The sequence below is a fragment of the Streptomyces sp. NPDC096339 genome (assembly GCF_044762985.1).
In the GTDB taxonomy this organism is placed as follows: Bacteria; Actinomycetota; Actinomycetes; order Streptomycetales; family Streptomycetaceae; genus Streptomyces.
This window is the reverse complement of record NZ_JBIWFI010000002.1, coordinates 488403-506785: the sequence shown is the minus strand read 5'-3', so window position 1 is coordinate 506785 and position 18383 is coordinate 488403. Positions and strand designations below refer to the sequence as shown.

Here is an 18383-nt window from a genome sequence, read left to right as displayed (position 1 = left end):
CCATTAGCGGGGAAAGTCGGCCAAAGTCCCGTCAGCGGCCCGTTCCCGCTCCAGCAGCCTGCGCAGCGGGCCCTCGGCGGCGGCCAGCTCGGCGTACGCGCCGCGCTGTACGACCGCCCCGCGATCCAGTACGAGCACCTCGTCGACCGCTTCCAGACCGGCCAGCCGGTGCGTGATCAGCACGGTGGTACGGCCCTCGGTCGCGGCCAGCAGGTCGGCCGTCAGGGCGTCCGCGGTGGCCAGGTCGAGGTGCTCGGCCGGTTCGTCGAGGACCAGTACGGGAAAGTCGGCGAGCAGCGCCCGGGCCAGGGCGAGGCGCTGGCGCTGGCCGCCCGAGATCCGTTCGCCGTGCTCGCCGACCAGGGTGTCCAGCCCGTCCGGCAGGCCGTCCGCCCACTCCAGGAGCCGGGCCGCGGCCAGCGCCCCGCGCAGTTCCTCCTCGCTCGCCCCGGTCCGGGCGAGGCGCAGGTTCTCCCGTACGGAACTGTCGAAGATGTGCGCGTCCTGGGCGCACAGGCCGACGAGCGCGCGGACGTCGTCTCCGTCGAGGGTGCGGGCATCGCTCCCGCCCAGGGTGTACGTGCCTTCGCTCGGATCCAGGAACCGGAGCAGGACCTGGGCCAGGGTCGTCTTGCCGGAACCCGAGGGCCCGACGACGGCGATGCGCCGGCCGGCCTCCAAGGTCAGGTCGAGCCCGTGCAGCGCGTCCCGTTCCTGGCCCGGGTAGCGGGCGCCGAGCCCGGTGAGCCGCAGCGGGAACGGCGAGGCGGGGGTCGCGGCGGGCCGCTCCGGCTCGACGACCGGGGCCGGAGCGTCGATGACCTCGTACAGCCGCTCGGCGCTGCGGCGCACCCGCTGGCGGTACTGGACGGCGAGCGGCAGTCCGCTCACCGCCTCGAAGGCGGCGAGCGGCGTCAGGACGGCGACGGCCATGGCCACGCCGGTGAGTCGTCCCGCGTGCACCGCGTTCGCCGCGAGCGCCGCGGAGATCACCACGGTGAGCCCGCACACCAGGGCGGACAGTCCGCCGCCGAGCCCGGTCGCGGCGGCGCCCCGCGCGGCGATCGCCGTCAGCAGGCCGTCGCTCTCGCGCGTGCGTCCCTTGCGGTCCTCCAGTGCGCCGGCCACGGTCAGCTCCGCGGTGCCGGTGAGCAGATCGGTCACCCGGGTGGCGAGTTCACCCCGGGCGGGCGCGAGCCTGCGTTCGGCACGGCGGGCGCAGGCCCCGCCGACCAGCGGTACCCCGACCCCCGCGGCGAGCAGCCCGGCGGCGAGAACCGCTCCCGCCTCGGGCAGCAGCCAGGCGGTGAAGGCGACCGAGCCGGTGCCGACGATCAGCGCGGTGCCGACCGGCAGCAGCCAGCGCAGCCAGTAGTCCTGCAGTGCGTCGGCGTCGGCGACGAGGCGGGCCAGCAGGTCCCCGCGCCGGTGCTCGCGCAGTCCGGCGGGTGCGATGCGCTCCAGCCTCCGGTACACGGAGACGCGCAGGTCGGCGAGCATCCGCAGGACGGCGTCGTGGGAGACGAGCCGCTCGGCGTACCGGAAGACGGCCCGGCCCATGCCGAAGGCCCGCGTGGCGGTGACGGCCACCATCAGATAGAGCACGGGCGGTTGTTCGGAGGCCCGCGAGATCAGCCACCCGGACACGGCCATCAGGCCGACGCTGCACCCGACGGCCAGCGCCCCCAGCAGCAGCCCGAGCCGGAACCGCCCCCGCCAGGCCTTGGCGGCGGCCCGCACCCGGCCGAGCGGGTTCGTGCCGGGCGTCCGCGCCGGCGCGGGTCCGGCAGGCAGGGCGTCGTCGTACGGCACAACGGCCCGCTGCGGATCCCGGAGCCGGAGCGCGGGGCCGGCGGAGGGGCCGGCGGACGGGCCGGCGGACGGGCCGGCGGGCAGGGCGGGGGACAGTCCCTGCGGGCGCACCTCCACGACCCGGTCGGCGAGCGCCAGCAGCGCCGGGCGGTGGACGACCAGCAGCACGGTCCGCCCCACGGCGAGCCGGCGTACGGCCTCCACGATCCCGGCCTCGGTCTCCCCGTCCAGGGCCGCGGTGGGCTCGTCCAGCAGCAGTACGGGACGGTCCGCGAGGAACGCCCGCGCCAGGGCGAGCCGCTGGCGCTGGCCCGCGGACAGGCCCGCGCCGCCCTCGCCGAGCAGGGTCCCCGTCCCCTGCGGCAGTGCGGAGACGAATGCCCACGCCCCGGCTTCCTCCAGAGCGGCGGTCACTTCGGCGTCCGAGGCCCCGGGCCGGGCCAGCCTCACGTTCTCGGCGATGGTCCCGGCGAACAGGTGCGGCCGCTGCGGCACCCACGCGATCCGCGAGCGCCACTGCTCCGGCGCCAGCTCGGCCAGGTCCACGCCCGCCACCCGGACCCGCCCGGCGGTCGGGGCGGTGAATCCCAGCAGCACCTGGAGCAGCGTGGACTTCCCGGCCCCGCTGGGGCCGGTGAGGGCCACGCACTCCCCGGGCCCGACGGTGAGCGAGACGGGAGCGGGGGAGTCCTCGCCCCGGCCCTCGTGGCGGACGGCGACCCCGTCGATCTCGATCCGCAGCGGAGCTCCGGCCGGCAGCTCCGCCCGTCCGCCAGGGCCGGAGAGCGGGGTCTCCAGTACGTCGAAGATCTCCTCCGCGGCTGCGAGCCCCTCGGCGGCCGCGTGGTACTGCGCCCCCACCTGCCGCAGCGGCAGGTACGCCTCGGGCGCCAGGATCAGGATGACCAGCCCGGTGTAGAGGTCGAGGCCGCCGTGGACCAGCCGCATGCCGATGGTCACGGCCACCAGCGCCACCGACAGGGTGGCCAGCAGTTCCAGCGCGAAGGAGGAGAGGAAGGCGATGCGCAGGGTGCGCATCGTGGCGCGCCGGTAGTCATCGGTGATCTTGCGGATCGACTCGGCCTGCGCCTTGGCCCGCCCGAAGACCTTCAGGGTCGGCAGGCCCGCCACCACGTCGAGGAAGTGCCCCGACAGGCGCGACAGCAGCCGCCACTGGCGGTCCATCCGCGACTGGGTGGCCATGCCGATGAGGATCATGAACAGGGGGATCAGCGGCAGCGTGACCACGATGATGGCCGCCGACACCCAGTCCTCGGTGACGACGCGGGCGAGCACCGCCGCCGGTACGACCACGGCGAGGCCCAGCTGGGGCAGGTAGCGGGAGAAGTAGTCGTCGAGGGCGTCCACCCCCCGGGTGGCCAGCTGCACCAGCGAGCCGGTGCGCTGCCCCGTCAGCCAGCCGGGCCCCAGGTCCGCGGCCCGCTCCAGGAGCCTGCCCCGCAGCTCCGACTTGACGGCCGCGCCGGCCCGGTGGGCGGCCAGTTCCGTCAGCCAGGCGATCAGGCCGCGCCCCAGCGCCACCGCCGCGAGCAGCAGCAGCGGCGTCCGGAGCGCGGCCCCGTCCAGCCCCTCCTCGAAGGCACCGACCACGATCTCGGCGATGAGCATCGCCTGACCGACGACCAGCCCCGCGCCGGCAACGCCCAGGGCCACCACCGCCCCCAGGAAAAGGCGGGTGGAGCGGGCGTACCGGAGCAGGCGCGGGTCGATCGGTTTCACGTGAAACATCCCTCGGGCAGGGGGTCGAACGGGTGGGTCGGGCGTCAGTGCGCGTCGACGATGTGCTGCGTACCGATGCGCTTGCGGAACACCCAGTACGTCCAGCCCTGGTAGAGCAGGACGAGCGGGGTGGCCACGGCCGCCAACCAGGTCATGATCTTCAGCGTGTACGCGCTCGACGAGGCGTTGGTGACCGTGAGGTTCCACGCGTCGTCCAGCGAGGACGGCATGACGTTCGGGAACAGCGTCAGGAAGAGCATCGCGACGGCCGCCGCGATGGTGATCCCGGACAGTGCGAACGACCAGCCCTCGCGGCCCGCCTGGTTGAAGCCCAGGGCTCCGAGCAGCGCGATCACCGCGATGGCCATGGCCACCAGGCTCTTGGCGTCGCCGCGCGTGAACTGGGTCCAGGTCAGGAAGACCAGGGCCAGCACCGCGGCCGCCGCGCCGAGCCGGGTCGCGAGCCTGCGCGAGCGCTCCCGGATGTCACCGACCGTCTTGAGCGAGGCGAAGACCGCGCCGTGGAAGGTGAACAGGGTGAGGGTGACCAGGCCACCGAGGAGCGAGTAGCCGTTGAGCAGGTCGAGGAAGGTCCCGACGTACTCCTTGTTCTGGTCGATCTTCACGCCGCGCACGATGTTGGCGAAGGCCACGCCCCACAGGAACGCGGGGATCAGCGAGGTCCAGAAGATCGCGTGTTCCCAGTTGGTCTGCCAGCGCTCCTCGGCGCGCTTGTGCCGGTACTCGAAGGCGACACCGCGGACGATGAGGCAGACGAGGATGATCAGCAGCGGCAGGTAGAACCCGGAGAAGAGGGTGGCGTACCAGTCGGGGAAGGCCGCGAAGGTCGCGCCGCCCGCGGTGAGCAGCCAGACCTCGTTGCCGTCCCAGACGGGGCCGATCGTGTTGATCAGGACCCGCTTCTCGGTGCGGTCGCGGGCGAGCAGCTTGGTCAGCACGCCGATCCCGAAGTCGAAGCCCTCCAGGAAGAAGTAGCCGATCCACAGAACGGCGATGAGTACGAACCAGACGTCGTGGAGTTGCATGGTGTGGTCTCCCCAGCCTCAGTACGAGAAGGCCATCGGCCGGTCGGCGTTCTTGTCGTCCCCGCCGATCTTGGTGGGCGGGTTGAGGTCGGCCTCGGTGAGCTCGGGCGGGCCGGCCTTGACGTACTTGACGAGGAGCTTGACCTCGATGACGGCGAGCACGGCGTAGAGCAGCGTGAAGCCGATCATGGAGGTGAGGATCTCGCCCTGCGAGACGTTCGGCGAGACCGCGTCACGGGTGCGCAGGACCCCGTAGACCACCCACGGCTGGCGGCCCATCTCGGTGAAGATCCAGCCCCAGGAGTTGGCGATGAGCGGGAAGCCCATCGTCCAGAGCGCGACGATCCAGTACAGCTGTCCCCACTTCGGGCTCAGCGCCTTCTTGAAGAGGACCAGGTTCGGGACCTCGTCCTCCGAGGTGCGCAGCCCCGGCGGCAGCATGAACTTCTTGCGGGTCAGCCACAGGCCCAGCACGCCGACGCCGAGCGAGGCCATGCCGAAGCCGATCATCCAGCGGAAGCCCCAGTAGGCGACCGGGATGTTGGGCCGGTAGTCACCGGGCCCGAACTTCTCCTGCTCGGACTTGTTGACGTCGTTGATGCCGGGGACGAAGGAACTGAAGTCGTCGTTGGCGAGGAAGGACAGCAGACCGGGGATCTCTATCGCGACCTTGTTGTGGCCCTTCTCCACGTCGCCGTAGGCGAAGACGGAGAAGGGAGCCGGCGCCTCGCCGTCCCAGAGGGCCTCGGCAGCGGCCATCTTCATGGGCTGCTGCTTGAACATGACCTTGCCGAGCAGGTCGCCGCTGATGGCGGTGCCCATTCCGGCGATGATCAGGGTGACCAGGCCGACCCGCAGCGAGGTCCGCATCACGGGGATGTGCTTCTTGCGCGCGAGGTGGAAGGCGGAGATGCCGACCATGAACGCGCCGCCGACCAGGAAGGCGGCCGTGATGGTGTGGAAGAACTGGGTGAGGGCGGTGTTCTGGGTGAGCACGAGCCAGAAGTCGGTGAGCTCGGCCCGGCCCCGCTCCTCGTTGATGCGGTACCCCACGGGGTGCTGCATCCAGGAGTTCGCCGCCAGGATGAAGTAGGCGGACAGGACGGTGCCCATGGACACCATCCAGATGCAGGCCAGGTGGATCTTCTTGGGCAGCTTGTCCCAGCCGAAGATCCACAGGCCGATGAAGGTCGATTCGAAGAAGAAGGCGATCAGCGCCTCGAAGGCCAGCGGCGCTCCGAAGATGTCACCCACGAATCGCGAGTAGTCGGACCAGTTCATGCCGAACTGGAACTCCTGGACGATGCCGGTGACGACACCCATCGCGATATTGATCAAGAAAAGCTTTCCCCAGAACTTCGTGGCCCTGAGGTACTTCTCCTTCTCCGTGCGCACCCAGGCGGTCTGCAGGCCGGCCGTGAGGGCGGCGAGCGAGATCGTCAGTGGCACGAAGAGGAAGTGATAGACGGTGGTAATGCCGAACTGCCAGCGCGCCAATGTCTCTGGCGCCAAAGCTAGGTCCACGTCGTCTTCTCCTTGTCGTCGCCGTGGTCACAGCCGCAGTCTGCCTGGCGGGTTCCCCCATACCGGGAGAAGCAGGACACGCTTGTGAACGCGTTCACATTCACAAGCATTATGTCGCACCGGCTTTCGACACCGCACATCGGGGGGTCCCCTAGCCAATCGATTCAACAAAATGTTGAATATGGCTCATGAAGATTCGAATCTCATGGCCTGCGGGCCTTCTCACCGCAACCCTCGACGAGACCCCGACCAGCAAGGCGCTGGCCGCGGCCCTGCCGATCTCCGCCTCCGCGAACACCTGGGGCGAGGAGGTCTACTTCGACACGGGCGTTTCCGTGGCCCTGGAAGACGACGCCCAGCAGGTCGTCGAGCCCGGCACCGTCGCGTTCTGGACCGAGGGCGACGCGCTCGCGCTGCCCTACGGCCCCACGCCCATCTCGCGCGGAGGCGAGAGCCGCCTGGCGAGCCCGTGCAACGTGCTCGGCTCGTTCGACGGCGACCCCCGCCTGCTGGCCACCGTCCGCGACGGCGACCCCATCCGCGTGGAACTGGTCTGACGACCCACACCGCGGCTACAGGCGCATCCGCGCCCACAGCCGCCCCTACAGCTCCTTGAAGAACGCCTCAGCCGTGTGCAGGAAGAGGTCGTTCGCCTCAGGCTCGCCGATCGTGACCCGCAGGCCCTCGCCCGCGAAGGGCCGGACCACCACACCGGCCTTCTCGCAGGCCGCCGCGAAGTCGACGGTCCGCTCCCCCAGCCGCATCCACACGAAGTTCGCCTGGGTGTCCGGCACCGTCCAGCCCTGCGCCAGCAGCGTCTCGTGGACCCGCGTCCGCTCGCCCACCAGCGCCCCGACGCGGCCCATCAGCTCGTCCTCGGCGCGCAGCGAAGCCACGGCCGCGTCCTGCGCGAGCTGGCTGACACCGAAGGGCACCGCGGTCTTGCGCAGCGCCGCGGCCACCGGCTCGTGGGCGATCGCGAAGCCGACGCGCAGGCCGGCGAGCCCGTACGCCTTGGAGAACGTGCGCAGCACGGCCACGTTCGGGCGGTCGCGGTACAGCTCGACGCCGTCCGGCACGTCCGTGTCGCGCACGAACTCCTTGTAGGCCTCGTCCAGCACCACCAGCACGTCCGAGGGGACCCGGTCCAGGAACCGCTCCAGCTCGGCACGGCGCACCGCGGTGCCGGTGGGGTTGTTCGGGTTGCAGACGAAGATCAGCCGGGTCCGCTCGGTGATCGCCTCGGCCATCGCGTCGAGGTCGTGCACGTCACCGTCGGTCAGCGGGACCTGGACGGAGGTCGCACCGGAGATCTGCGTGATGATCGGGTACGCCTCGAAGGAACGCCAGGCGTACATGACCTCGTCGCCCGGACCCGCCGTCGACTGGATCAGGGACTGGGCCACGCCCACCGAGCCGGTACCCGTGGCCACGTGCTCGACCGGCACGCCGAACCGCTCCGCGATCTCGTTCACCAGACCGGTGCACGCCATGTCGGGGTAGCGGTTGAAGCTGCCGGCCGCGGCGACCGCGCTCTCCAGCACCCCGTGCAGCGGCGGGTACGGGTTCTCGTTCGAGGACAGCTTGTACGCGACGGCACCGCCCGCGGCGGCCGGCTTGCCGGGCTTGTATGTCGGAATGCCGTCCAGCTCGGCGCGCAGCTTCGGGCTCTTCTCGCTCACCGCAGGTCCTCCTCGACCATCCCGTACGACGTCGCCGTCGACTCAATACTCCTCACCTTATGAGGATTCCGCTCTTCCGAGAATGGGGGCGCCTGGAATGCGGGGGAGCGCGCGCATATATGCGCGCGCCGGTGGCCTGCGCCGTGGCGCGCATCCCTCGTGCAGGTGAGTTGAGACCGGCCCCGGGCCGCACCGGCTTGGCATGCCCGGACCCGCCGACAAGCGGCACCTTCGCCCCAAACGCTCAAATACCTTCGTTTCCAAGGTCATTGGGGGTGGCGAAACATGCAGAATCGTGCCTGTCAACGGGTGCATATGCACCCAGGCCGCCCCCGCTCCGGAGCCCTACTATCGGCTCGCCATGACAGCAGCAGGGAAGCATCAGGTGAGCCGGACCGAGACCACCCGGCGGGCCGCCGGCCGACAGGGCCGGGCAGGCATCAGGGACGTGGCCGCCGCGGCGGGCGTCTCCATCACGACAGTCTCCGACGCGCTCAATGGCAAGGGACGTCTGCCCGACGCCACCCGCCGCCACGTTCGCGAAGTCGCCGATCGCCTCGGCTACCGCCCGTCGGCCGCCGCCCGCACCCTCCGTACCGGCAAGTCGGGCCTCATCGGCCTGACCGTGACGACGTACGGGGATGAACCTTTCACCTTCACCGAATTCGCCTACTTCGCCGAGATGGCGCGGGCCGCCACCTCGGCCGCCCTCGCCCGCGGCTACGCCCTCGTCATCCTCCCCGCCACCTCCCGGCACGACGTGTGGTCCAACGTCGCCCTCGACGGCACCGTCGTCATCGACCCCTCCGACCACGATCCCGTCGTCACCGAACTGGTCCGCCAGGGCCTGCCCGTGGTCTCCGACGGCCGCCCCGCGGGCTCCCTCCCCGTCACCGCCTGGGTCGACAACGACCACGAGGCCGCCGTCCTGGGCCTGCTCGACCACCTCGCCGCCGCCGGCGCCCGCCGGATCGGGCTGCTGACCGGCACCACCACCGACACCTACACCCGGCTCTCCACCACCGCCTACCTCAACTGGTGCGAGCGCGTCGGCCAGGACCCCGTCTACGAGTCCTACCCCGCCCACGACCCCTGCGCGGGCGCCGTCGCCGCCGACCGGCTCCTCGCCCGCCCCGACCGGCCCGACGCCGTCTACGGGCTCTTCGACCCCAACGGCACCGACCTGCTCGCCGCCGCCCGACGCTACGGCCTGCGCGTACCCGAGGACCTGCTGCTCGTGTGCTGCAGCGAGTCCACCGTCTACGCCAACACCGAACCGCCGATCACGACCCTCTCCCTCAAACCCCGGCGCATCGGCACCGCGGTGGTGCAGCTCCTCATCGACGCCATCGAGGGCGTGGACACCGGACGGCCCGTGGAACAGGTCGTCCCGACCGAGCTGATCATCCGTACCTCGTCACAGCGCAGGCAGCCCCGTACGACCGTCAGCCCGCCCCGATCACCGGCACAGGACTGACCGCCGAGGAGATCGATAACGCCCATTTCGGGAGAAAGCATCAGGAACGACTGGTTCCGCGCAGGATTCAACACCCCTGGTGCGTCACACAGCGCGAGCCGCATTCCTATGATGGGCGCACGACATCACGGACCCTCCTCCCCAGAGGTCAGGAGGGTCCGCAGGTGTACGGCAGCGCGACGGTGGTGGAGGGGTCGATGACTCAGGGGGCCGGTCAGGGACCCGCGATGCGGACGGAGACGCTGCGGGACTTCCGGGTGCCGGTCGACGAACCGGTCACCGCACCCGCCCCGTACGCCGTGCCCACGGCAATTCCCGGCGAGGCCCCCGTCTACGGCGAGTACCCCGCGTACTACGCCGACGGCGGTGCCGAACCCCACGCCGAACACTTCACGGAGCACTTCGCCGAGCCCGCCGCGGCCCCCCTCCCGGGCTCCGCCCCGGCACCCCTCTCGGGACCCGTCATCATGCACAAGGCTCCCGAGCGGCCCGCGGACGCGGACCCCGAGGGCTACACCCCCACCTACCGCGACCTGCCGGTCATCGGCCGCGGCGCCCTCGGCGGCCCCGGCGACACCGTCCAGGTCCAGTACGTCCCCCAGGACGACCCCACCGGTCCCGGGCCGCTCTACGTCGTCGGCGACGTCCACGGCTACCTCCACGAACTCGTCACCGAACTCCAGGTCCAGGGCCTGATCGACGCGGACCACCGCTGGTCCGCCGGAAACGCCCGGCTCTGGTTCCTCGGCGACTTCACCGACCGCGGCCCCGACGGCATCGGCGTCATCGACCTCGTCATGCGGCTCTCCGCCGAGGCCGCCGCCTCCGGCGGCTACTGCAAGGCCCTCATGGGCAACCACGAACTGCTGCTCATCGGCGCCAAGCGGTTCGGCGACACCCCCATCCAGTCCGGCGCCGGCACCGCGACCTTCCAGGCCGCCTGGCTCCTCAACGGCGGCCAGCGCACCGACATGGAACGCCTCCAGGACGTGCACCTGCAGTGGATGTCCCGCCTCGACGCGGCGGTGCTGGTGGAAGACCACCTACTGCTGCACTCCGACACCACCGCCTACCTCGACTACGGCGACAACATCGAGGACGTCAACGACACCATCCACGAGCTCCTCAACCGCGGCGACGCCGACATCACCTGGGACCTCTTCCGCAAGTTCACCAAGCGGTTCGCCTTCCGCGACGAGGAGACCGGCCCGCACGCCGTCCGCCAACTGCTCGACATGTACGGCGGCAGCCGCGTCGTCCACGGCCACAGCCCCATCCCCTACCTGCTCGGCGAAGTGGGCACCGAGGACGGCGACGACCACCGCGGCCCGGAGGCCGTGGACGGCCCTCACGTGTACGCGGACGGCCTCGCCATCGCCATGGACGGCGGGGTCACGATGGCGGGCAAACTGCTCGTCCGACAACTCCCGCTGAGCGACTGAGGGTTCCTCGCACGGGGTATTTCCGGAAAGCCCCTGTCAACCTGCGGCGTGGGCGCTCTACCATCGCTCTATCCGTAGCAGGCTCTCCTCCGTTTGTGCCGGCGCCCGGGTCTACGCGGGTATCGGCCTCCACGGAGCATCGGGGGATGCACATGACCAGCGCTCCGCACCTGCTGACCGAAGACCGACCGGAGTTCGATCGGCTCCTCGACGAGGCGCTGCGCACCGCGCACGAACGGCCCGAGCTCGCCACGCTCGGCGAACGGCTGAACGCCGAACAGCTGCGCACCATGGCCCTCGCGGCCCGCGCATTGCTCACCGCCGCGGCCGCGGCCGAGTACGACCACTACGTGAAGATCCGCGAGGAATCGCGCGACGAGATGCTGTCCGTCCCCGGGACGACGGGCGAGGAGGACGCCGAGCAGGACACCGGCGGTGGCGCGGGCATCAGCGCCGTCGTCGCGGTCCTCGCACCGGTACTGGCGGGCACCGCCATGCTGATCTTCCTGCTCGTGGGCTACAGCCTGAAGATGATCGACCCCGAACCCGCCTTCGCCGAGACGATGCTGACGGCCGGTTGGCTCTTCGGCGCCCTCACCGCGGCCGCGCTGCTCTTCGCCGTGATCGGACTGCTGGTGACGGCCGTCCGCAACGGTTCGACGGAAGTGGCGGCGGACGAGGCGGAGGCGATACCCGACGAGGTCATGCGCGCCCGGGAGGCCTGGCGCAACGCGCTGCTGGAGCGGGGGATCATGCCGTTCCTGCGGGACGCGCTGGCCGACCCGAGCTCGGGCCCGGGCCTTCCCGGACCCCGCAGGCGGGGCGGCCGGATGCCCGAACTGGGCTACACGCCGCCTGATTTCACCAGTCCGGGGACCCCCAATGAGGGTCCCCGGCCCGGTTACACGTCACCGGACTTCACGAGCCCGGACTTCGGCGGCCCGGAGCACGAGCCGGACTAGTCCGACCTGCGCTCCGGGCCGCGTGACGCTACTGCACAGCTACTTCCTGTTCAGCACGCTGCGGTCGGTGAGGACGTCGAGCTTGCCCTTGAACCGGTTGAGCGCTGCCTTCGCCGTGGGACCGTTGTCGCCGGCGGCAGGGGGGTTCACCGGCGCCCAGTCGGTACCGCAGGCGAGGACGAACCCGATGTTGGGGTCCGGGTCCTGGTTGATCGCGCAGGTGATCTCCGAGACCAGGCCTCCGGTGGTCAGCACCTGGATCGAGACGCCCCCTTCCGCGTTGGTCTGGGCGGCGACGGAGATGGCGCAGGCCCCTTCCGGGAACCGGGTCTCGGTGTCCGTCAGGTCGTACCAGAGGAAGTCGGTCGGGTTCGGCTGGAGGTCCCGGATACCGGCGAACGCGATGCCCCCGGTGAGGACGGCCTTGACCTCGTTGGCGTTGCTGGGCCTCCAGGCGTCGACGTCACTGCACACGGCCGGACCCTCGGGGCCGGTCGGACCCTGGGGGCCGGTCGCACCCGCGGGGCCGGTCGGACCCTGGGTGCCGGTCCCGCCCGCGGGGCCGGTCGGACCGGTGTCACCCGTGTCGCCCTTCGGGCCGGTCGGACCGGTGTCACCCGTGTCGCCCTTCGGGCCGGTCGGACCGGTGTCACCCGTGTCGCCCTTGGGCCCGGTCGGACCCGTCGGGCCGGTCGGGCCCCGCTTGCCCTTGTCGCACTTGTCGTCACCGCGGGGGCCGTCGGCGAGGAAGTCCGCTCCCCGCGCCCCGTCGGCGTCCTCCAGCGCCCTCGGCTTGTGGTTCGGCTTGTGGTGGTCGGGGCAGTAGTCCCCACCCGCCGGGGTCGCCGCTCTGACAGGACCGGCCGCCTGGGCGGTCGGTCCCATGGCGGACGCGGGGCCCGCGACTCCCATCAAAACCAGGGCAAGCGATGCGAGGGTTCCACCGGTCACCAGGCGGCTGCGCCTGGGCAGGGGGCCGAGGGTTGACCTGGTCTTGTTCTCGGGGCTCATGTACGCCGCTCCTTCTCGAATCCTGACGATCTGTGATGAACCGTGTCGGTCACCTCGGCCATCGTGCGGATCGCGGTCTCAAGGACCGGGACGCCTCGCGGTCATATCAGCGGATCGGCCCAGCGACGCACCTCCAATGGCCGCCTGGTCGATCGCCCTGCTCAGCCCCTGAAAACACCTGACCGGGGGCCCCAGAAGGGACCCCCGGCCGGGGTTCACACGTCACCGGACTTCACGAGTCCGGGGACTTCGGCGGCGGGTGCCGCTACTTCATGGCCTTCGGACGGTGGTTGAACGTGTCAGGGGCCAGCGACCTGCGCGCGGTGGGGGGCTCGTTGCCCGTGGGCTGCGGGTCCGCCGGGGTCCAGGCTTGGTCGCAGACAAGCTGGGTCGGGTCCTGCCCGTTGCCCGTGTCCACGCCGCAGACCGTCTGGTAGACGAAACCTCCCTCGGTCACCACCTCGACCAAGATGTCGTTGGCCTGCTGGGTGACGGCGACGCCGCAGGCGTCCTCCGGGTAGCCGGTGTTCACGGAGAGGTCGTACCAGGTCCAGGTGAGGGGGGACTGGCCGGTCGTGTCACGGACGCCGACGTAGGTGTTCCCGTCTCCCGGGATGACTCCCTTGAACTCGCGGCTGCTCTGGTCCGTGATGGCGTCGATGGAGCGGCACTGCGCCGGGCCGGTCGCACCGGCCGGGCCCGTCGCACCGGCCGGGCCCGTGGGGCCCTGGGCGCCGGTCGCGCCCGTCTCGCCCGGCTCGCCCTGGGGGCCGGTCGGACCCTCCGGACCCGTCGGACCGACAGAGCCCTCACCACCCGGACCCGTCGCACCGGCCGGACCCGTCGGACCCGTGTCACCCGTGTCGCCCTTGGGACCGGTCGCACCGGCCGGACCGGTCGGACCCACCGAACCCGTACCGCCCGAACCGGCCGGACCCGTCGGACCCTGGAGGCCCGTGGCGCCCGTCGCACCGGCCGGACCCGTCGGACCCGTGTCACCCGTGTCACCCTTCGGGCCGGTCGGGCCGGTGGAGCCGGTCCCACCCGAGCCGGCAGGCCCGGTGGGGCCCGTGTCACCCTTCGGACCGGTCGGACCGGTCGGGCCCGTGGCACCGGCGGGCTTGCACTTGTCGTCCTTGCCGTGGCCGTCGTCGCCGCCCCAGACCTCGTGGTCACCGCCACCCAGGTACTTGTCCAGCAGCTGGGCGTGCAGCGGCTTGTCGTGCGGAGGCCGGCCGTCTTCCGGCTTGCAGTCGTCGCCTCCACCGCCTGCCGGGGCAGCGGCGGTCACGGCCGGGACGGCCGGCTGGACCATGGCTACGACGGGGGTCGCCATGCTGACGAGCACGAGGGAGAGTGAGGCCAGCGCACCCCCAGCCATCCAAGCCCGACTGCGGGGGACGGGACCAAGCGGCGACTTGGTCCGGTGCTCACGACTCATGTGCAGCGCTCCTTCGGAACGGAAATGCGCGCCGGAACGGGTGATGCCCCGGCCGCGAGTTCGATCTTCCCTGGGAAGTTACGGGTATGAACCGGGACATCTTGAGCATTTCGTGCCGCACATCAACAGATCGGCCTACCAGACCCCCACGAACGGATGCGAAAGCGACCATCCCGTGATATCGCCACCGGCGTGCCGCCACCCCCTCGGCGGGCGGAATCCCTAACGTCGCCCGCGACCCGGCCGACGAGAGGGTGTTTGCGGTGAAGCCGACCATCTGTCTGAACATGATCGTCAAGAACGAGGCACCGACGATCCGGAAGTGCCTGGAGTCGGTGCGCCCACTGATCGACACCTGGGTGATCGTCGACACGGGCTCCACGGACGGTACCCAGGACGTCATCCGGGACTGCTTCGGCGACCTGCCCGGCACTCTGTACGAGCGCCCGTGGAAGGGTTTCGACGGAAGCCGCACCGAGGCGATCGAGCTCGCCCGCACCGCCGCCGACTACCTCCTCTTCATCGACGGCGACGACGAGATGCAGATCGAGCCCGGGTTCCGCATGCCGGACCTGACGCTCGACGCGTACCAGGTCGCGCTGCACGACGGCCCGATCGTCCACTGGCGGCCGGCCCTGGTGGCCACCCGGCTGCCCTGGCGATACGTGGGCGTGCTCCACGAGTACATCGAATGCGGCACCGACTACGGCCGCGAGGTGATCGAGGGCTTCAACATCCTCTCCGTCGGCGGCGGGGCCCGGCTACGGGAAGGCGGCCAGCGGGCGAAGTACCTGCGCGACGCCGAAGTCCTCACCGAAGGCCTCGCGAAGGAACCCGACAACACCCGGTACGCCTTCTACCTGGCCCAGAGCTGGCGCGACGCGGGAGAGCCGGAGAAGTCCCTGGCCGCCTACGACCACCGGGTGGCCATGGGCGGCTGGGCCGAGGAGACCTACTGCGGCCGGCTCTACGCCGCGCGGCTCGCGGCCGGCCTCAAGCGGCCGGGCGCCGAGGTGATGGACCGGTTCCTGCGCGCGTACGAGAGCCGCCCCTCCCGCGCCGAAGCCCTCGGCGAGCTCGCCCGCCTCTGCCGCCTCGAAAGCCGCTGGCCCCTCGCCTACACGTTCGCGCGGCAGGCGGTACGGATCCCGGCCCCGGACGACATCCTGTTCGTCGAGTTCGCCTGGCACGAATGGCGCGCGCTCGACGAACTCGCGGTGGCCTCCTACTGGGTGGGCGAGTACCAGGAGTCACTGGAGTGCTGCCAACGTCTCCTTGAGGAGGGGAAGCTGCCCCTGACCGAGCACGACCGGGTCCTCGCGAACCTCGAATTCGCCCGCCGCAAGCTCGGCCTGGCCACCCAGGTCCCCGCCTGACCGCGCCGCGGCGCACAGCTCCCGGACGAACAACGACCTCTTAGTACCCTCGGCAGGCGCGAGAACGGTGTTACCCGAGGTTACGAAAGGATCGTCATGCAGACTGCGTGGATGGTGCGGGCCGGTGAGGGTGGCAAGCGGGCGGAACTCATGCTGGAGCAGGGCATCGTCGCGTTCAACGCATCATGGGTGGGGGACCTCGGGAGCTGCCGGTCCCCCTCTGCGATGGAAGCGGAGCTGCGCGCCCGGCCCGAGGAGATACGGGCCGAGGTCGGCGAAAGCCACGTCGGAAGGGCCCGTGGTTGGGCGCGTCAGTTGTGGACGTTCATCGATGGCATGCAGGTCGGAGACATGGTCGTCATGTCCCACGCACGCGGTACGAGCTACTCCATCGGGCAAGTCCGCGGGCGATACGAGCATCGGCTCGACATCGACCCGGAGGCGACGCACACGCGCAAGGTCGAGTGGCTTCGATGCCGGGTGAGCCGTGAAGCGGTGAGCGCGGTGAGCCAGGATCTGCGGGAGGCTCTGAAAAGGAGGCCGACCGTCTTCGAGATCAGCGGGTTCGGACCGGAGCTCCGCAGGCTGGCCGGGTTCTGATACGGGACCAGAGGCGCGGACACACGCTGGAACCGCCGGCCTGAGAGCACCTGGCACACAGCGGTAACGACACCGGCCCGCGACTCCCCCCATGAGGTCGCGGGCCGGGTCCGTTCAGATGCGTCAGTCCGCCAGCGGCAGGTACACGCGGTTGCCCGAGGCCGCGAACTCGGCGGACTTCTCCGCCATGCCCGCCTCGATCTCATCGGCCTTCAGGTCACCGCCGTGCTCACGGCGGATGTCCTGCGAGATCTTCATCGAGCAGAACTTCGGACCGCACATGGAGCAGAAGTGCGCGGTCTTGGCCGGCTCGGCCGGGAGGGTCTCGTCGTGGAACTCGCGGGCCGTGTCCGGGTCGAGGGCCAGGTTGAACTGGTCCTCCCAGCGGAACTCGAACCGCGCGTCCGACAGGGCGTCGTCCCACTCCTGGGCGCCCGGGTGGCCCTTGGCCAGGTCGGCGGCGTGCGCGGCGATCTTGTACGTGATGACGCCGGTCTTCACGTCGTCGCGGTTGGGCAGGCCCAGGTGCTCCTTGGGCGTCACGTAGCAGAGCATCGCGGTGCCCCACCAGGCGATCATCGCGGCGCCGATGCCCGAGGTGATGTGGTCGTACGCGGGCGCGACGTCCGTGGTCAGCGGGCCGAGCGTGTAGAACGGCGCCTCCTCGCAGATCTCCTGCTGGAGGTCGATGTTCTCCTTGATCTTGTGCATCGGGACGTGGCCCGGGCCCTCGATCATGGTCTGGACGTTGTGCCGCTTGGCGATCGTGTTCAGCTCGCCCAGCGTCTTCAGCTCCGCGAACTGCGCCGCGTCGTTGGCGTCCGCGATGGAACCGGGGCGCAGGCCGTCGCCCAGCGAGTACGTGACGTCGTACGTCGCGAGGATCTCGCAGAGCTCCTCGAAGTTCGTGTAGAGGAAGTTCTCCTTGTGGTGCGCCAGGCACCACGCGGCCATGATCGAGCCGCCGCGGGAGACGATGCCGGTCTTGCGGCGGGCGGTCAGCGGGACGTACGGGAGCAGCACGCCGGCGTGGACCGTCATGTAGTCGACGCCCTGCTCGGCCTGCTCGATGACCGTGTCCTTGTAGATCTCCCAGGTCAGGTCCTCGGCACGGCCGTCGACCTTCTCCAGCGCCTGGTAGAGCGGCACGGTGCCGATCGGCACGGGAGAGTTGCGCAGGACCCACTCGCGGGTGGTGTGGATGTTGCGGCCCGTGGAGAGGTCCATGACCGTGTCGGCGCCCCACTTGGTCGCCCAGGTCATCTTGTCGACCTCCTCCTCGATGGAGGAGGTGACGGCGGAGTTGCCGATGTTGGCGTTGACCTTGACCAGGAACCGCTTGCCGATGATCATCGGCTCGATCTCGGGGTGGTTCACGTTGGCCGGAAGCACCGCGCGACCTGCGGCGATCTCCTCGCGCACGACCTCGGGGGAGACGTTCTCGCGGATCGCGACGTACTCCATCTCCGGGGTGATCTCGCCCCGGCGGGCGTACGCGAGCTGCGTGACGGCGGCGCCTCCGCGGCCCCGGCGGGGCTGGCGCGGGCGGCCCGGGAAGACCGCGTCGAGGTTCTTGAGGCCACCGCGCGGCGAGGTGTGCTTGATGCCGTCGTCCTCGGGGCGCACGGGGCGGCCCGCGTACTCCTCGGTGTCGCCGCGACCGATGATCCAGTTCTCGCGCAGCGGGGGCAGGCCGCGGCGGACGTCGGTCTCGATCTGGGGGTCGGTGTACGGACCGGACGTGTCGTAGAGCGTCACGTCCTTGCCGTTGGTGAGGTGGACCTGGCGGACCGGCACCCGGATGTCGGGGCGGGAGCCCGCCAGGTATCCCTTGTGCCAGCCGGGCTGGCGCTCGGTCTGGCCGTCGTTGTCCTGGCTGACGGCAGGCGTGCGTGCGTCGTCCTGAATGGTCATGAGACCTGATCTCCCTACGCCGGCATTACCCGGTAACAGGTTCGGCGGTCGACGCAGCCTCTTCCCGTACACATCTGTGATGTGCGTACGGTGATCAGCGCCCTCTCAGCCCGGTGCTCCGAGCTCCCGCGTTGTGCAAAGTAGCCCCCACGCTAGCGCCATCCATGGCGTGCTGAACAGTGGGCCCCCCTCATCTCTTGCGATGATCTGCCGGTGACGTCTTCGCCGCACCCCCCCACGAAGCCCACCGAGCCCCATGACCACACCGGCCACGGGCGCACTGGTCCGGGGCATGCCTCCGGTCATGCGCCCGGCCACGGACACGGTCATGGCCACGACGGACACGGCCATGGTCA

At 70.6% G+C, this 18383-nt stretch carries 13 protein-coding genes and 1 riboswitch; of the genes, 6 read left to right on the top strand and 7 right to left on the bottom strand.

Annotated features, from left to right (window positions below):
* Positions 1-3: 3 nt before the first annotated feature.
* The 3 genes from cydD to ACIQ5Y_RS05685 are packed head-to-tail and all read right to left on the bottom strand — an operon-like array spanning position 4 to position 6122.
* The gene (gene cydD / locus ACIQ5Y_RS05695; protein WP_403875261.1) at positions 4-3552 is read right to left on the bottom strand and encodes a thiol reductant ABC exporter subunit CydD; all 3549 of its coding nucleotides are present in this window, start codon (positions 3550-3552) and stop codon (positions 4-6) included.
* Positions 3553-3596: 44 nt separating this feature from the next.
* Positions 3597-4598, bottom strand: coding sequence for a cytochrome d ubiquinol oxidase subunit II (gene cydB, locus ACIQ5Y_RS05690; protein ID WP_403875260.1), 1002 nt, complete (start codon positions 4596-4598; stop codon positions 3597-3599).
* 18 nt (positions 4599-4616) lie between these two features.
* Positions 4617-6122: a cytochrome ubiquinol oxidase subunit I gene (locus tag ACIQ5Y_RS05685; RefSeq protein WP_403875258.1), complete on the bottom strand. Its 1506-nt coding sequence runs from the start codon at positions 6120-6122 to the stop codon at positions 4617-4619.
* Between the two features lie 188 nt (positions 6123-6310).
* Between ACIQ5Y_RS05685 and ACIQ5Y_RS05680 the strand changes: the two genes are divergently transcribed.
* Positions 6311-6679 (top strand): cyclophilin-like fold protein, encoded by a 369-nt coding sequence (locus ACIQ5Y_RS05680; RefSeq protein WP_329382250.1) that lies wholly within the window; start codon positions 6311-6313, stop codon positions 6677-6679.
* A gap of 45 nt (positions 6680-6724) precedes the next feature.
* On the opposite strand, the gene hisC is transcribed toward ACIQ5Y_RS05680, so the two are convergent.
* The gene (gene hisC / locus ACIQ5Y_RS05675) at positions 6725-7804 is read right to left on the bottom strand and encodes a histidinol-phosphate transaminase (protein WP_403875255.1); all 1080 of its coding nucleotides are present in this window, start codon (positions 7802-7804) and stop codon (positions 6725-6727) included.
* A 361-nt stretch (positions 7805-8165) separates the two neighbouring features.
* Between hisC and ACIQ5Y_RS05670 the strand changes: the two genes are divergently transcribed.
* From ACIQ5Y_RS05670 to ACIQ5Y_RS05660, 3 genes are all read left to right on the top strand, one after another.
* Complete coding sequence (locus ACIQ5Y_RS05670) at positions 8166-9281, top strand: LacI family DNA-binding transcriptional regulator (RefSeq protein ID WP_030028209.1); 1116 nt, start codon at positions 8166-8168, stop codon at positions 9279-9281.
* A 197-nt stretch (positions 9282-9478) separates the two neighbouring features.
* On the top strand, positions 9479-10723 hold the full coding sequence (locus ACIQ5Y_RS05665; protein ID WP_403875253.1) for a metallophosphoesterase: 1245 nt from the start codon (positions 9479-9481) through the stop codon (positions 10721-10723).
* A gap of 146 nt (positions 10724-10869) precedes the next feature.
* Positions 10870-11685, top strand: a complete 816-nt coding sequence (locus tag ACIQ5Y_RS05660; protein ID WP_403875251.1) for a hypothetical protein — start codon at positions 10870-10872, stop codon at positions 11683-11685.
* A gap of 39 nt (positions 11686-11724) precedes the next feature.
* Here the strand turns inward: ACIQ5Y_RS05660 and ACIQ5Y_RS05655 are convergent, their stop codons facing one another.
* On the bottom strand, positions 11725-12696 hold the full coding sequence (locus ACIQ5Y_RS05655; RefSeq protein WP_403875249.1) for a hypothetical protein: 972 nt from the start codon (positions 12694-12696) through the stop codon (positions 11725-11727).
* A gap of 265 nt (positions 12697-12961) precedes the next feature.
* Positions 12962-14044, bottom strand: a complete 1083-nt coding sequence (locus ACIQ5Y_RS05650) for a hypothetical protein (RefSeq protein ID WP_403875247.1) — start codon at positions 14042-14044, stop codon at positions 12962-12964.
* A gap of 356 nt (positions 14045-14400) precedes the next feature.
* Between ACIQ5Y_RS05650 and ACIQ5Y_RS05645 the strand changes: the two genes are divergently transcribed.
* Together ACIQ5Y_RS05645 and ACIQ5Y_RS05640 are read left to right on the top strand one after the other, a co-directional pair.
* On the top strand, positions 14401-15513 hold the full coding sequence (locus tag ACIQ5Y_RS05645) for a glycosyltransferase (protein ID WP_403875245.1): 1113 nt from the start codon (positions 14401-14403) through the stop codon (positions 15511-15513).
* A 96-nt stretch (positions 15514-15609) separates the two neighbouring features.
* Entirely contained in the window at positions 15610-16113 is a 504-nt protein-coding gene (locus ACIQ5Y_RS05640) for a restriction endonuclease (protein WP_403875244.1), read from the top strand.
* A gap of 123 nt (positions 16114-16236) precedes the next feature.
* Here the strand turns inward: ACIQ5Y_RS05640 and thiC are convergent, their stop codons facing one another.
* The gene (gene thiC, locus ACIQ5Y_RS05635) at positions 16237-18027 is read right to left on the bottom strand and encodes a phosphomethylpyrimidine synthase ThiC (RefSeq protein WP_403875243.1); all 1791 of its coding nucleotides are present in this window, start codon (positions 18025-18027) and stop codon (positions 16237-16239) included.
* Positions 18022-18167: riboswitch (TPP riboswitch) on the bottom strand. It overlaps the preceding gene by 6 nt.
* Positions 18168-18383 lie beyond the last annotated feature (216 nt).

Coding starts and splice junctions, on each gene's coding strand:
- cydB (WP_403875260.1), bottom strand. CDS start 4,598: ATGCAACTCCACGACGTCTGGTTCGTACTCATCGCCGTTCTGTGGATC.
- ACIQ5Y_RS05670 (WP_030028209.1), top strand. CDS start 8,166: ATGACAGCAGCAGGGAAGCATCAGGTGAGCCGGACCGAGACCACCCGG.
- thiC (WP_403875243.1), bottom strand. CDS start 18,027: ATGACCATTCAGGACGACGCACGCACGCCTGCCGTCAGCCAGGACAAC.
- ACIQ5Y_RS05665 (WP_403875253.1), top strand. CDS start 9,479: ATGACTCAGGGGGCCGGTCAGGGACCCGCGATGCGGACGGAGACGCTG.
- ACIQ5Y_RS05680 (WP_329382250.1), top strand. CDS start 6,311: ATGAAGATTCGAATCTCATGGCCTGCGGGCCTTCTCACCGCAACCCTC.
- ACIQ5Y_RS05655 (WP_403875249.1), bottom strand. CDS start 12,696: ATGAGCCCCGAGAACAAGACCAGGTCAACCCTCGGCCCCCTGCCCAGG.
- ACIQ5Y_RS05640 (WP_403875244.1), top strand. CDS start 15,610: ATGCAGACTGCGTGGATGGTGCGGGCCGGTGAGGGTGGCAAGCGGGCG.
- ACIQ5Y_RS05660 (WP_403875251.1), top strand. CDS start 10,870: ATGCACATGACCAGCGCTCCGCACCTGCTGACCGAAGACCGACCGGAG.